At 69.8% G+C, this 14,253-nt stretch carries 11 protein-coding genes; 9 read left to right on the top strand and 2 right to left on the bottom strand.

The window, feature by feature from the left end; all coding sequences use genetic code 11:
* Positions 1-23: 23 nt before the first annotated feature.
* Positions 24-1,154 carry an epoxide hydrolase family protein gene (locus ACH3VR_RS02605; RefSeq protein ID WP_396639188.1) on the top strand — a complete coding sequence of 377 codons (1,131 nt, stop codon included), beginning with the start codon at positions 24-26 and terminating at the stop codon, positions 1,152-1,154.
* Between the two features lie 376 nt (positions 1,155-1,530).
* Positions 1,531-2,508 (top strand): LLM class F420-dependent oxidoreductase, encoded by a 978-nt coding sequence (locus ACH3VR_RS02600; protein ID WP_396639187.1) that lies wholly within the window; start codon positions 1,531-1,533, stop codon positions 2,506-2,508.
* Between the two features lie 149 nt (positions 2,509-2,657).
* Here ACH3VR_RS02600 and ACH3VR_RS02595 read toward each other — a convergent pair whose 3' ends face one another.
* Positions 2,658-3,371 (bottom strand): NUDIX hydrolase, encoded by a 714-nt coding sequence (locus tag ACH3VR_RS02595; protein WP_396639186.1) that lies wholly within the window; start codon positions 3,369-3,371, stop codon positions 2,658-2,660.
* Positions 3,372-3,529: 158 nt separating this feature from the next.
* On the opposite strand from ACH3VR_RS02595, the gene ACH3VR_RS02590 reads away from it, so the two are divergent.
* The 4 genes from ACH3VR_RS02590 (at position 3,530) to ACH3VR_RS02575 (ending at position 7,390) form a co-directional block, all read left to right on the top strand.
* A complete protein-coding gene (locus tag ACH3VR_RS02590; RefSeq protein ID WP_396639185.1) occupies positions 3,530-4,099 on the top strand; it encodes a Dps family protein in 570 nt (189 codons plus the stop codon).
* Positions 4,100-4,317: 218 nt separating this feature from the next.
* Positions 4,318-5,316 carry an aggregation-promoting factor C-terminal-like domain-containing protein gene (locus ACH3VR_RS02585; protein WP_396639184.1) on the top strand — a complete coding sequence of 333 codons (999 nt, stop codon included), beginning with the start codon at positions 4,318-4,320 and terminating at the stop codon, positions 5,314-5,316.
* A 131-nt stretch (positions 5,317-5,447) separates the two neighbouring features.
* The gene (locus ACH3VR_RS02580; protein ID WP_396639183.1) at positions 5,448-6,098 is read left to right on the top strand and encodes a VWA domain-containing protein; all 651 of its coding nucleotides are present in this window, start codon (positions 5,448-5,450) and stop codon (positions 6,096-6,098) included.
* Positions 6,099-6,214: 116 nt separating this feature from the next.
* On the top strand, positions 6,215-7,390 hold the full coding sequence (locus ACH3VR_RS02575; RefSeq protein WP_396639646.1) for an aminotransferase class I/II-fold pyridoxal phosphate-dependent enzyme: 1,176 nt from the start codon (positions 6,215-6,217) through the stop codon (positions 7,388-7,390).
* Between the two features lie 80 nt (positions 7,391-7,470).
* On the opposite strand, the gene ACH3VR_RS02570 is transcribed toward ACH3VR_RS02575, so the two are convergent.
* Complete coding sequence (locus ACH3VR_RS02570) at positions 7,471-8,670, bottom strand: S1C family serine protease (protein WP_396639182.1); 1,200 nt, start codon at positions 8,668-8,670, stop codon at positions 7,471-7,473.
* A 208-nt stretch (positions 8,671-8,878) separates the two neighbouring features.
* On the opposite strand from ACH3VR_RS02570, the gene msrB reads away from it, so the two are divergent.
* From msrB to ACH3VR_RS02555, 3 genes are all read left to right on the top strand, one after another.
* Positions 8,879-9,346 carry a peptide-methionine (R)-S-oxide reductase MsrB gene (gene msrB / locus ACH3VR_RS02565; protein ID WP_396639181.1) on the top strand — a complete coding sequence of 156 codons (468 nt, stop codon included), beginning with the start codon at positions 8,879-8,881 and terminating at the stop codon, positions 9,344-9,346.
* A complete protein-coding gene (gene msrA / locus ACH3VR_RS02560) occupies positions 9,343-9,897 on the top strand; it encodes a peptide-methionine (S)-S-oxide reductase MsrA (protein WP_396639180.1) in 555 nt (184 codons plus the stop codon). Before msrB ends, msrA begins: the two co-directional genes overlap by 4 nt.
* A 344-nt stretch (positions 9,898-10,241) precedes the next feature.
* Positions 10,242-14,018 carry a rhamnogalacturonan lyase family protein gene (locus tag ACH3VR_RS02555; RefSeq protein ID WP_396639179.1) on the top strand — a complete coding sequence of 1,259 codons (3,777 nt, stop codon included), beginning with the start codon at positions 10,242-10,244 and terminating at the stop codon, positions 14,016-14,018.
* The last annotated feature ends 235 nt before the right edge of the window (positions 14,019-14,253 follow it).

Here is a 14,253-nt window from a genome sequence, read left to right as displayed (position 1 = left end):
CTATCGACCGTACCTTCGGTCACATGAACACCACCACCGCCATCCGCCCCTTCACCGTCGAGGTGCCGCAGGCCGACCTCGACGACCTCGCCGACCGCCTCGCCCGCACACGCCTCCCCCAGCCGGCGCCCGGCGACGACTGGACGACCGGCACCCCCAACCACTACCTGCGTTCGGCCGTCGACAGGTGGCGCGAGTTCGACTGGCGTGCTGTGGAAGCGCGAATCAACGCCGTGCCCCATTTCCTGACCGAGGTCGACGGACAGACCATCCACTTCATCCACGTCGTGTCGCAGCATCCCGATGCCACTCCGCTTCTCCTGGCGCACACGTATCCCGGCTCGTCGGTCGACTATCTCGACGTGATCGACCGGCTCGTCGACCCCGTCGCCTACGGCGGTCGCGCCGAGGACGCCTTCGACCTCGTGATCCCCGACGCGCCCGGCTTCGGCTTCTCGAACCCCGTCGTCGAGTCGGGCTGGACCGTCGCCCGCGTCGCGCGCGCATACGACGCGCTCATGCGCCGCCTCGGATACGAGCGCTATGGCGTGCACGGCTCGGACAACGGCGCGATGGTCGCGCGCGAGCTCGGCCTGCTGCAGCCCGACGGGTTCCTCGGCCTGCACGTGCTGCAGCTGTTCTCGTTCCCGTCGGGCGACCCCACCGAGTTCGAGCGGCTCACGCCTGCCGACTACGCGGGGCTCGAGCACATGCAGTGGTTCCAGAAGGTCGGCGGCTACAACACGATGAACGCGTCGCGCCCCCAGACGATCGCCGCGGCGCTGAGCGACTCGCCGGTCGGCCTGCTCGCCTACAGCGAACTGTTCGAATCGTTCGGCAACGGGACCTCGCGCGTTCCCCTCGACTCCGTGCTGACCGAGGTGAGCATCGCGTGGTTCACGAACGCCGCCGCGGGCATGAGTCGCGCGTACTGGGAGAACGCGGCCGCCGACGGCGAGCCGGCGGTCAACCACGCCCCGACCGGTGTCGCCGTCTTCGCCGACGACTTCCAGACCATCCGCGTCTTCGCCGAGCGCGACAACGATGACATCGTGCACTGGAGCCGCTTCCCCGAGGGCGGCCACTTCGCGGCGCTCGAGGTGCCCGACGTGCTCGCCGACGACATCCGGGCCTTCTTCGCGGGGCTCCGCTGACCCCCGGGTGTGCCGCATCTCGGCTGGCTGTGTCGACGCGCCGTCGCCACGGCCTCGCGGCGCCTCATCGGCACCAGCGAGCCGAGCTGCGGCACGCCGGCGTTCCTCCCGACGTCGCCGTCGACTCCTCGACGCTCAGGGGCCCGGGGCGCGGGGCCGTGAACACGGCTGCGGGGATTTCGCATGACGCACCGCCGTGCCCCGGCGCGTCTGCCGAAATCCCCGCGGTTGTGCACGCCGTCGGGGAGGGGCGATCGAGGCGGCGATAGCAGGTCACGCTCCGGATGCCAATCCCCATCGCCGTCGGACCCGGGCGCCCGTATCGTCCATGCACCGCGTCCGCATTTCGCCGGCGCGAGAGCGATCGGAAGACCCCATGACTTCGTTCGGCTACACCCTGATGTGCGAGCAGAGCGGCCCGCGAGAGCTGATCGGGTACGCGGAGGCCGCGGAGCGGGCCGGATTCGACTTCGAGGTGTCGAGCGACCACTACACGCCGTGGCTCGTGAGCCAGGGCCACTCGCCCTACGCGTGGGCGCTCCTCGGCGCCGTGGCGCACGCGACGTCGCGGGTGGAGCTCATGACCTACGTGACGTGCCCGACGGCGCGGTACCACCCCGCTGTCGTCGCGCAGAAGGCCGCGACACTGCAGATCCTCAGCCAGGGCCGGTTCACCCTGGGACTGGGATCGGGCGAGAACCTCAACGAGCACATCGTCGGCGAGGGGTGGCCGAACGTCGGCGTGCGCCAGGCGAAGCTCGTCGAGGCGATCGAGATCATCCGCGAACTCCACACCGGCCAGCTCGTCACCTACGACGGCGAGTACTTCCGGGTCGACTCGGCGCGCGTGTGGGACGTGCCCGATTCGCCCGTCGGGATCGGCGTCGCGGTGTCGGGCGAGGAGTCGATCGCTTCGTTCGCTCCCCTCGCGGACCACATGATCGCCGTCGAACCCCAAGCGGAGCTGGTGCACAAGTGGTCGGAAGTCCACGAGGGCAAGTCGCGCAAGATCGGGCAGGTGCCGATCTGCTGGGATCCGGATGAGGATGTCGCGATCCGGCGCGCGCACGATCAGTTCCGCTGGTTCGCGGGCGGCTGGGCTGTCAACAGCGAACTGCCGCACCCCGGGTCTTTTGCCGCGGCGAGCCAGTTCGTGCGGCCCGAAGACGTGTCGGGAAAGATCGCATGCGGCCCGGATCTCGACAAGCTCGCCGCGTCCGTCCGACCCTACGTGGACGCCGGCTTCACCGACGTGGCCCTCGTTCAGATCGGCGACGAGCAGCAGGACCGGTTCCTCGACGAGGTCGCCGAGCCGCTCCTCGAGCGGATGAGGGCCCTGGCCTCCAGTCGGTGAGCGAGCCGTTCGGGCTCGACCCCTCGACAGGCTCGGGGACCAGGGGCCTTCAGCGGACACGACTGCGGGGATTCGGCACGACGCGCCGGCCCGCGTCGGCATGTCGGTCGAAATCCCCTCAGTTGTGCGCGGGCGGATCCGCGGCGAGCTCAGCGCCCGGTGTCGGGCGTCTCGAGCGGGATCTCGCGGGAGTGGTCCCAGGGCTCGGTCCAGCCGAGGCGGTCGAACAGGCCGTCGAGCAGCATGCCGGTGAAGCCCCAGACGAGGTGCTCGCGCTCCCCGTCGCGCACGAGGAACCCCGGTCCACGCCACTCCTGACCGTCGCGTCGGATCACGGTCACGCCGCGGTTGCCGGGATCGAGCAGGTCGGCGACCGGGGCGCGGAACACGTCGGCCGACTCGGCCTCGTCGACCACCCGGACAGGTGAGGGATGCCGCCACCAGCCGAGCACGGGGGTGACGAGATGCTGTGAGAAGGCCAGGGGCACGTTCACGAGCGTGCCGAGCACCTCGACGCCTGCCGGGTCGAGTCCCGTCTCCTCCTGCGCCTCGCGCAGTGCCGCAGCGATCGGACCATCGTCGCCGGGGTCGACGCGACCGCCCGGGAACGCGACCTGGCCGGGGTGAGCGCGGAGCGTCGTGGCGCGGGCGAGGAGCAGCAGGTCGAGGTCGCGCGATACCGCCCTGGCCTGCGCGTCATGGTCGCTGGGCAGCGAATCCAGCACGCCGAAGAGGATCAGCACCGCCGCGTCGCGGGCATCCGCGCCTTCGGGCAGCTGCACGAACGACGTGAACTTCGCCCCGTTCTCGGCGAGCGCCGCGAGCTGCGCCCGCGCGGACTGCGGGGTCGATGGGGCGAGCACCCGTTCAGGTTACGCCGCCCCACGCGCGGGAAGACCGGGAAGCGGCATCCACTCTTGTCCTTCGCGCGCGTAGCACCCACCCATGCCGTCCGCAATCCCAGGGCGACTCGGCGCGAGCCGCCCTAGCGTCGAGGGACCGCACACGGAAGGACATGACGATGGCTGCGACCGCGACGAAGGCCCCCACCACGAAGACTCCCCCGAAGAACCGGCGGCGTCCCGCGAAGGGCGGTGCGATGCTGACCGACGAGCAGAACGCGGAGAACGGGTTCCGCGCCTCGGAGGAGCTCAGCGAAAGCCTGCAGCGCGTGCTCGTCGACCTCGTCGAACTGTCGATCCAGGGGAAGCAGGCGCACTGGAACGTCGTGGGCAAGAACTTCCGCGACACGCACCGCCAGCTCGACACGATCGTCAAGGCTGCTCGCGAGTTCAGCGACATCGTCGCAGAGCGGATGCGGGCGCTGCACGCCCTCCCGGACGGCCGCAGCGACACCGTCGCCGAGACGACGAGCCTTCCCGAATTCCCGCAGGGCGAGATCGACACGGCAGAGGTGATCGACCTCATGACGGAGCGGCTCGAGGCGACGACGGGCACCTGCCGGGACGTGCACGACGCCGTCGACGAAGAGGACCCGACCTCCGCCGACATCCTCCATCAGATCCTCGAATCGCTCGAGCAGCTCGCCTGGATGACGAGCGCCGAGAACCGCACTCCGGCGTCGCGCTGACGCGGAAACCGCATTCTCACAGCCTTCTCACCAACCCTCGAATTCGCGCGGAATTCCGGGCCGGGGAAGGCCTCCTGAACGTCGCCTGAGTGGCCCATGTCCAGGTAACGTTCAGATAACGCTCAGAAAACACCTTCAGGATCTGGGTTTTGTGTCGCAGCAGCGGCCGTACGCGTCGACCTCGCCGACGCCGACTTACTGACACGAAACCCGAATTCATGCCTTCGAACTCTCCCGCCTCGCCTGCCCGCAGAACCCGCCGACTCATCGAGCGCCGCGCCCGTCGCCGCCCCGCACTGGTCGCCGCGGCGGCCGCCGTCGGAGTTCTGACGGTCGTCGGCATCGCCCAGGCCGTGCCCGTTTCGGCCGCTGATGCATCCGGATCCACCCCGAGCTTCGCCCTCGCGTCGTACAGCACGCCGATTCACTCGGACGCCGTCGCCGCGCCCGCCGAGAGCTCGGCCACGACCGACGCGCACGCCGCCGTCGACGCCGCTGCCGCCGCCGTCACGGCCGCGCAGAGCGTCACCGCCGACATCGCCTCGTCGGGCCTCGACGTGGGCGTCGCCGACACGTCGGTCGACACGACCGACCTCCAGGCCGCATCCGACCGGCTCGAGCTCGGCATCGGCCACCTCCCCGAGCCGCTGCTGCCCGATGTCACCGACGACGTGACGACCCTCGTCACGTCGGCGAACGACGAGACCGCGAGCCTGCGCGGCCGCCTCGACGCCGCGAAGGCGCTGAAGGCCCAGCAGGAGGCCGAGGCCAAGGCCGCCGCCGAGGCTGCCGCCGCGAAGGCCGCCGCCGAGGCTGCCGCCGCGAAGGCGACCACGACCAAGAAGTCGTCGGGCGGCTCTGGATCGGCCCCGTCGGTGCCGATCCCCTCGGGCAACGGCAACGGCGACAACAGCCCGGCCGGCGCGCAGGCGTTCGCGCACTCGCAGTTCGGCAACTACGGCTGGGGCGACGACCAGTTCGGCTGCCTCGTGTCGCTGTGGAACAAGGAGTCGGGCTGGAACTACCAGGCCTACAACCGCGGCAGCGGTGCCTACGGCATCCCGCAGGCCCTCCCCGGCAGCAAGATGGGCTCGGCCGGCGCCGACTGGCAGAGCAATGCCGCCACGCAGGTGCTGTGGGGTCTCGGCTACGTGTCGGGCCGCTACGGCACGCCCTGCAACGCGTGGGGACACTCGCAGTCGACCGGTTGGTACTGACCCTTCGCGACTGAGCGCTTTCAGGGGGTGGATGCTGCAGCATCCACCCCCTTCTGCTTTTCGGTCCACCAGCCCCCCTGTCGCATGTCGCAGGCCAGAGCGACACTGGGACGGGGAGAGGGGTACCGACAATGACAGACCCGAACTACACCGCGCTGCTCTTGGTGATCGATCGCAGCGGGTCGATGGCGACCATTCGCGACGACATGGTGGGCGGCATGCAGGAGCTGCTGCGCGACCAGGCGGCTCAGCCCGGCATGCTCACCGTCGATGTCGTCATCTTCGACAACGTCGTCGAGTGGCAGCACGCGTTCGCCGATCCGAAAGACGTCGTGATCGAGCTCGTCCCGCGCGGATCGACGGCGCTGTACGACGCGCTCGGCGGCGCGATCGCCCAGTTCGGGCAGAGACTCGCCGAATTGCCGGAGCACGCCAGACCGGGTGTCGTCACCGTCGTCGTGGTGACCGACGGCGAGGAGAACGCGAGCGTCGAATGGACGGCCGAGACGGTTCGCGGCTCGGTCGCGCACCAGCAGGAGGTCTACGGCTGGCACTTCGTCTTCCTGGGCGCGAATCAGGATGCCGCGCTGTCGGCCGGCCGCATCGGCATCGCACCTTCGTCCGCGATGTCGTATTCGGCGGCGCCCGCCGCGGTCCGGTCGACGTCGGCTTCGCTGGGCCGCTTCATGAGCGACCTGCGCGCGGGTCGGGCGAAGGGCTTCACCGACGCCGAGCGCTCGTCGGCGATGACGGGCGAGGAGGACGATCCCGACCGCGCCTGACGACCCGGCCGGCGACGCGTGGGGTGGTGGGTCGAGCCGGGCCATTGACGGCTCGAGCCGCCCCTGGGATGCTGACGACATCGCGTGCCATCGTTTTGGGGACGAGGGTGACTGCCATGGTGATGTCGGTGCGTGCGACCGAGGCGAAGGCGTCGGTCGACATCGTGACGAACTTCTATGCTCGCGTGCAGGCGGTGGCCGACGATCCGGCGGCGCTCGACTTCACGTTCGGGAATCCGCACGAGTTCCCACTGCCGGGCCTGTCGGCCGCGATCAAGGCGCAGATCGATCCGAAGTCGGTCGAATGGTTCGCGTACAAGACGAGCGAGCGCGAGGCTCAGGATGCCGTCGCAGCAGGCCTGCGCGCAGAGCTCGGCCTCCCGTTCGAACCCGACGACATCGCGATGACGCAGGGCGCGTTCGGCGCGATGTCGCTCGCCTTCGCCCTTCTGGCCGATGTCGGCGACGAGGTCGTCATCCCGGTTCCCGGATGGTTCTGCTACGAGCCGATGCTGTACGCGGCCAACCTCGTGCCGGTGGGGGTGCCGCTCGCCGAAGGCAACTTCGAGCTCGACGTCGAGGCGATCTCCCGCGCGATCACGCCGCGCACGCGCATCGTCGTCGTGAACTCCCCCGCCAATCCGACGGGTCGTGTCTATCCGAAAGGCGCATGGGACGCGCTCGCCGAGGTGCTCGAGGACGCATCGCAGGCGAACGGCCGGCGCATCTGGATCCTGTCCGATGAGCCGTACCGGCGCATCCGCTTCGACGGCATCGCGTTCGCGACGCCCGCCGCGTCCTACGCCAACACGATGATCGACTACAGCTACGCGAAGGTCATGCTCGCGCCCGGCCAGCGTCTCGGCTACCTCGCGCTCTCACCCCTTCTCCCGCCCGCCGAGCGCGCCGAGCTTCAGGAGGCCTTCATGCCGCTCGGGCTCGCGATCGGGTGGGGATTCCCCGACGCGATCATGCAGTACGCGGTGCCGGCGCTCGAGACGGTGTCGCTCGACCTGGCCGAACTGACCCGCAAGCGCGATCGCATGTACGACGCGCTCATCGGCGCCGGCTTCGAGGTCACCAAACCCGAGGGCACCTTCTACCTGTGGGGCCGGGCTCCCGGCGGCGACGCGAAGGCGTTCTGCGACGCCCTCGCGGCACGCAGCGTGTACCTCATGCCCGGGACGCTGTTCGGCCAGCCCCACCACTTCCGCATCTCGCTCACGGCGACGATGGACATGATCGAGGCAGCGCTCCCCCACATCCTGGAGGTCGCGAGCGACCTGTCTTAACCGACGAGACTGCCGTCGGTCAGCGCGCGAGGCCGCCGCGCAGGCATTGCGTCTGCGCGACAGCCTCGGGAAGGACCGGATCAGGCGGCCGGGCCCTCCGCGAGCGTGACGTCGGCCGACCGGGTGTGGCCGGAGGCGTCGACCCAGGTGATCGTCACGGTGTCGCCCGGCTCGTGGCCCGAGAGCAGCGTGCTGAGGGACGAGGCATCCGTCACCGCCTTGCCGTCGACCGCCGTGATGGTGTCACCGGCCGTCAGGCCCGCCTCCTCGGCCGGGGTGCCGGTGTAGACGCCCGCGATGAGCGCCCCGCTCGCGGTGGAAGTGCCGCCGTAGACGCCGTAGCGGCCGCGCGCGGTGCTCTGCTGGGCGAGTCCGACACCGAGGAACGCGGGGTAGCCGACGGTCACGCCGTCGGACTCGTCGCCGTTCACGATCTGCTGGGCGATCTTCAGGGCGTCCTCGATCGGGATCGCCCACGCCGACGTCGTCGCCGAGCCGGTCGAGGCCGCCGTGGTCATCCCGACGACCTCTCCCTGCGCGTCGAGGAGGGCACCGCCCGAGTCGCCCGAGACGACGTCGGCGGCGATCTGGATCATGCCGTCCAGCGTCTCGCCCGCGACGCTTCCCTCCGACGACGTCGTGACCGTCGTCTCGAGGCCTGTGATCTGCCCGTCCGCGGCGAGCAGCTCTCCGCCGCCGTTCGCGTTGCCGATCGCCGTGACGGCCTGGCCGACTGTCTCGGCATCCTGATCGATCGTGACGGTCGCAAGCCCCGATGCGCCCTCGAGCTGCAGCAGTGCGACGTCGTCCTGCGCGTCGGTGCCGACGACCTTGGCCGTGTAGGTCTCGCCGGTCGAGGCGACCGTCACCTGGATCTTCGTCGAACCCGAGACGACGTGGTTGTTCGTGAGCACGAGCCCGTCACTGGTGAGCACCATGCCGGTGCCGGCGGCCGCGGCATCCTGATATCCCAGCACGGTGTCGATGAGCACGACGCCCGTGGATTCGTCGGCCGTCGCCGAGGTCGCGTCGGCGACCGTGGACCGGCTCCGCGAGCCGTACGAACTGTAGGGATCCGAGCCGTAGCCGGACTGCGATCCGGGGTAGGACGGGATGTAGGCGGCGGTAGCCGTCGCGGGGGTGGCGTTCGCGGCGATCGGGATGCCGAAGCTCAGCGCTCCCGCGCAGACGAGGGTCGTGGCGGTCGTGGCGAAGAGCCATCGCCGACGGCTGTGAGCGGGGACGGCGGTGCTGTGCTGCGGGGCGGTGCTCTCGGACATGGGTTCCTCTTTCTCGTGGAACCGATGTCAGCAACCCACGCTCGGAACGGGCGAGCGAACAGCTATGGCCGAGCTATGTCTCGCGGGCTTCGGGCTGGTCGGGGGAGGAATTCACAGCGCGCTCCCAGCCTCGCGGGACCAAAACAGCCGAGGCATCCGTTCTTCCTCTGTGACGCCGCAGCCAGCCGCGTCTTCCCAAGGAGGAACCGTGACCGACCACGACTACCGCAAGACCCCCGAGGCGCTCAGCCGCCTCACCGCCGCCCAGTACCGCGTGACCCAGGACGACGGCACCGAGCCGGCGTTCCGCAACGAGTACTGGAACAACCACGACGCCGGCATCTACGTCGACGTCGTCTCGGGGCAGCCCCTCTTCTCGTCGATCGACAAGTACGACAGCGGGACGGGCTGGCCGAGCTTCACGCGGCCGATCGAATCCGACGCCGTGCGGACGAAGACCGACTGGAAGCTCATCGTCCCGCGCACCGAGGTGCGCTCGACGGGCGCCGACAGCCACTTGGGCCATGTGTTCCGCGACGGCCCACGGGATGCCGGGGGCCTGAGATACTGCATGAACTCGGCCTCGCTGCGGTTCATCCCCGTCGCCGACCTCGAGACCGAGGGCTACGGCGCGTACCGAAACCTCTTCACCACCGACCAGGAGAACGCATCATGACCAGCGGACCTTTCGACACCGGCGAGATCACCCGCACCCCCGGCACCGAGACGGCCGTCCTCGCGGGCGGATGCTTCTGGGGCATGGAGGACCTCATCCGCCGCCAGCCCGGCGTGCTCGACACCCGCGTCGGCTACACGGGCGGCGAGAACGCGCACGCGACGTACCGCAAGCACCCCGGCCACGCCGAGGCCGTGGAGATCGTCTTCGACCCGTCGAAGACGTCGTACCGCGACATCCTCGCGTTCTTCTTCCAGATCCACGACCCGTCGACCCGGAACCGCCAGGGCAACGACATCGGCACGAGCTACCGCTCGGCGATCTTCCCGCTCTCCCCCGAGCAGGCCCAGGTCGCCCGCGACACGATCGCCGACGTGGACGCCTCGGGCCTCTGGCCCGGCAAGGCCGTCACGACGATCGAGCCCGAGGGCCCGTTCTGGGAGGCCGAGCCCGAGCATCAGGACTACCTGATCACGTACCCGAACGGGTACACCTGCCACTTCCCGCGCGCGGGATGGGTGCTGCCCAAGCGCGCCGAGACGACCGCGTAGTCCTCGGTTCAGGATGCCGCGGCCCCAGTGCGGGTCGCGGCATCCGTCGTCTCTGCGCCCTCCTCGTCACGCGCGGCGGTTGCGGCCGCGGCTCTGCCTTCGTCGAGACAGGGGATCTCGCCGAGACCGGGGGTCGCGTCCCCAGGTTTCGGCGAGATCCCCTGTCTCGACTGCATGGCCTGGCTCCCGCGGCAGGCACGGGGGGTGCGGTTGAAACGTCTTAGCCGAGGGCTTGACCTGGCTCACTCACTGAGACGAGGATGGGAAAGCGTCTTATCGGGAAACGCTTTCCCGCATCAGGCTCAAGCCGGAGCGGGGTGACAGCACAGATCAAGGGAGATTCCGTGAGTCATACTCGTCGTCCCCAACGATGGAGGTCGATCCTCACCGCGATCGTCGCGTCGGCGCTCGTCGCATCGGGCGCCCTCGCCGCCGCGACACCCGCGAACGCCGCGGGCGAGGTCGACTATTCGTTCGACTTCGGCGGGCCATCGAGCCCCGTGGCGACCGGCTGGATCGGCGTCAACCCGGGCACCGCGTACAGTGCGGCGCAGGGCTACGGCTTCACCACGGCGCCGGCGAGCAACGGCTTCCGCGACCGCGGCGGCGACGACCTCATGGCGCGCGACTTCACGATCGGCACCACGCAGGTGTTCGCGGTCGACGTGCCGAACGGCACCTACGAGGTCACGACGTGGGCAGGCGACCTCATCGCCGGCAACGCGACGAACTTCGACGTCGAGGGCACGGCGTTCGCAGGTCCCCGCACGACGACGGGACAGGTGCACGAGCAGTTCTTCCCGGCGATCGCCGTCGCCGACGGGCAGCTCACCGTCCGCGTGACGGGCGGCGACGGCCGCATCAACGGCATCCGCGTGCAGACGCCGCTTGCGGCGCCGGCCGGAGTCGCAGCATCCGTCGACGCCCAGCATGAGACCGTCGGCCTCAGCTGGCGGCCCGTGGCGGGTGCGACCGGCTACGCCGTCTACCGTTCGGCGCCCGGCGGCGAACTGGCCGAGATCGGACGCGCCGACGGCACGACCTTCTCCGACACCCAGGTCGAGCTCGGCGAGTCGTACGACTACGCCGTCGCGACCGTCAAGGGCGCACGCGTGTCACGCGCGGGTGACCGGGTCGCGGCATCCGTCGTCGACTCCTCCGTCACGAAGCCTGCGACGCCGACCGGCCTCATGACCTCGGCCATCGACCGCAACACCGTCACGATCGGGTGGGATGCCTCGCCCGACGTCCTGCAGTGGCGCGTGCTGCGCTCGACGCGGGCGGACATCCCGTTCGAGCTCGTTGCGACGGTGACCGAGCCGACCTTCACCGACACCGACGTGCTCACGACGCGCCCGTACCTGTACAAGGTCGTCGCGCAGAACGCGGGCGGATCGTCGGACGCGACCGAGGCGTATGCGACGGCGGTCGCGACGACACTCGTGCGGCAGGCCGAGTACCTCGACCGCTCCCCCGTCGCCGTCAAGACCGACGACGGCATCTACCTCGGCTGGCGACTGCTCGGCCTCGATGACCGTGCGCTCGCGTTCGACGTGTACCGCGACGGCGTGAAGATCACGGAACAGCCGATCACCGACACGACGAACTACACCGACGCCGACGGCACCGTCGACTCGAGATATCTCGTGACGGCGCACGTGGGCGACCGCGAGGTCAGCGTCACCGACCAGTTCACGGTGTGGGACCAGAACCACCTCGACATCCCGCTGAACAAGCCGGCCGACGACACGCTCCCCGACGGCAAGACGGTCACCTACTGGCCCGGCGACGGGACCGTCGGCGATGTCGACGGCGACGGACAGTACGAGCTCGTCTTCCTCTGGCAGCCGTCGATCTCGAAGGACAACTCGCAGTCGGGCTACACCGGCAAGGTCTACGCCGAGGCCGTGGAGTTCGACGGCACGAGCCTGTGGCGCATCGATCTGGGCGTCAACATCCGCGCAGGCGCCCACTACACGCAGCTCGAGGTGTACGACTTCGACGGCGACGGCAAGGCCGAGGTCGCCTTCAAGACCGCCGACGGCACGACCGACGGCGTCGGCACCGTGATCGGCGACGCGAAGGCCGACTACCGCAACTCGAGCGGCTACATCCTGAGCGGCCCCGAGTTCCTCACGGTGTTCGACGGACAGACCGGCGCCGCCATCGACACGGTCGACTACGTGCCCGGTCGCGGAAGCGTCGCCGCATGGGGCGACTCGTACGGCAACCGCGTCGACCGCTTCCTCGCGGGCGTCGCGTACCTCGACGGGCAGCATCCCTCGCTCGTCACGAGCCGCGGGTACTACACGCGCACCGTCATCGTCGCGTGGGACCTCGTCGACGGGAAGCTCGTACAGCGCTGGAACTTCGACTCGAACGTCGCGGGCAAGCAGTACGAGGGCCAGGGCAACCACCAGTTCGTCACGGCCGACGTCGACCGCGACGGCCTCGACGAGATCGTCTTCGGCTCGATGACGATCGACGACGACGGCACGCCGCTCTACAACACGAAGCTGCAGCACGGCGACGCGCTGCACGTGGGCGACTTCGTCATCGACCGCCCTGGGCTCGAGGTCTACGCCGTGCACGAGGATGCGACCTCCAACGGCAACGTCATCGCGTCGATGCGGGATGCCGAGACCGGCGAGGTGCTCTGGTCGAACCCCGGCACCCGTGACACGGGCCGCGGCGCGGCGGATGACATCGACCCCACGTCACCCGGCGCCGAGGCGTGGAACATCGGGGGCGACTTCGCGTGGAACTCCAAGGTCGGCTCGCTCAACGCCGCCGACGGCACGCTGCTGTCGAACGACATCCCGGCCGCGAACTTCGTGACGTGGTGGGACGGCGACCTCACGCGTGAGATCACCGACCACGACTACAGCGAGGCGAATGCCTCGGGCGTGCCGACGATCTCGAAGTGGGATCCGGCGACCAAGAAGTCGGTGCTGCTCCAGCGGCTCGACGGCACCCTGACGAACAACACCACCAAGGGCAATCCCGTGCTCCAGGCCGACCTGTTCGGCGACTGGCGCGAAGAGCTCGCGGTGCGCCTGGAGGACGGCAGCGGCATCCGGATCTACACGACGACCGACGTCACCGAGGCGCGTCTGCCGACCCTCATGCACGATTCGCAGTACCGGCAGTCGGTCGCCGGCCAGAACTCGGCCTACAACCAGCCGCCCCACCCGTCGTACTTCATCGGCGCGGGCATGGGCGCGGCTCCGGCCGCGTCGATCCGCTACCTCGGGGCGCCCGCGGCGGATGAGTCGGCTCCGTCCGTGTCGGGACTCCCGTCGGGGACCGTGGTCACCGACAAGCCGCTGCAGCTCGCGATCGCGGCCGCCGACCCCGAGAGCGGCGTGCGCACGCTCGCGGTCACGGTCGGCGGCAAGGCAGTCGCACCCGACGCCGCGGTCGACCTCGCGAAGCTCGGCCTGTTCGGCGACGTCGAGGTCACCGCGACCGCGACGAACCATGCGGGACTCGTGACGACGCAGTCGTCGCAGATCCTTGTGGTGCGGGCGGATGCCTCGGCCAAGACCGCGCCCGGACGCGGGACACTGTCCAACACGAGCGGGTGGGAGTACGGCCTGCACGACGGGAACTACGACGTCGTGATGAACCTGTGGTCGGGCACGCCGGGGAGCATCTTCCGGCTCTACGAGAACGGCACTCTCGTCGCGACGAAGGTGCTGCCCGCGACGACGGCGACGTCGCAGACGACCGGCGTCACGTTCACCGGCAAGCCCAACGGCACCTACGTGTACACGGGCGAGCTCATCAACGCGAAGGGCAGGACCGCGACGACGTCGACCACCGTCAAGGTCACGAACGCCGCACCCGCGGTTCCCGTCGTGTCGCACGACAACCAGGACAAGGACGGCTCGTTCGCGGCGACCGCCGACCTCTGGTGGGGCACGAACGCCACGTCGTACCGCTTCGAGCTCGACGGGCACGTCGTCGGGTCGGGCGACCTCGTCGCCAAGACGCCGGGCGCGCAGCGTGCGAGCGTCGCGCTGACCGGCGTCGCAGCAGGCAAGCACACGCTCGTCGCCGTCTTCGCCAACACGAACGGCGAGACGGCGTCCAAGCCGGTGACGGTCGAGGTGCGCTGACCGTTCGGTCGGAGGGTGAGGGATGCCGCGGCCCGCGTGGGTCGCGGCATCCCTTTGCCTCTTCGGCGCGGTCGGGCATGACTCGGCCGCGGTGATGTGCGAGTCGCCCGGCATCGCACCCGCAGTTCGCCGCGGGCGAGCGCGGCCCGCCATGGTTCGCCCGCGGCACTATGCGGGTGCGGCCAGTTGCACCCGCACTTCGCCGCGGGCGAGCATCCGCACGGCGATCTTCGAG

The sequence above is a fragment of the Microbacterium alkaliflavum genome (assembly GCF_044325405.1).
Taxonomy (GTDB): domain Bacteria; phylum Actinomycetota; class Actinomycetes; order Actinomycetales; family Microbacteriaceae; genus Microbacterium; species Microbacterium alkaliflavum.
Note: the sequence above shows the minus strand (reverse complement) of the source record. Positions and strands in the feature narration are given on the sequence as shown.

Excerpts from the sequence above, each read along its gene's own strand:
- ACH3VR_RS02605 (WP_396639188.1), top strand. The coding sequence starts at position 24 with ATGAACACCACCACCGCCATCCGCCCCTTCACCGTCGAGGTGCCGCAG.
- ACH3VR_RS02600 (WP_396639187.1), top strand. The coding sequence starts at position 1,531 with ATGACTTCGTTCGGCTACACCCTGATGTGCGAGCAGAGCGGCCCGCGA.
- ACH3VR_RS02590 (WP_396639185.1), top strand. The coding sequence starts at position 3,530 with ATGGCTGCGACCGCGACGAAGGCCCCCACCACGAAGACTCCCCCGAAG.
- ACH3VR_RS02585 (WP_396639184.1), top strand. The coding sequence starts at position 4,318 with ATGCCTTCGAACTCTCCCGCCTCGCCTGCCCGCAGAACCCGCCGACTC.
- ACH3VR_RS02580 (WP_396639183.1), top strand. The coding sequence starts at position 5,448 with ATGACAGACCCGAACTACACCGCGCTGCTCTTGGTGATCGATCGCAGC.
- ACH3VR_RS02575 (WP_396639646.1), top strand. The coding sequence starts at position 6,215 with ATGGTGATGTCGGTGCGTGCGACCGAGGCGAAGGCGTCGGTCGACATC.
- ACH3VR_RS02570 (WP_396639182.1), bottom strand. The coding sequence starts at position 8,670 with ATGTCCGAGAGCACCGCCCCGCAGCACAGCACCGCCGTCCCCGCTCAC.
- msrA (WP_396639180.1), top strand. The coding sequence starts at position 9,343 with ATGACCAGCGGACCTTTCGACACCGGCGAGATCACCCGCACCCCCGGC.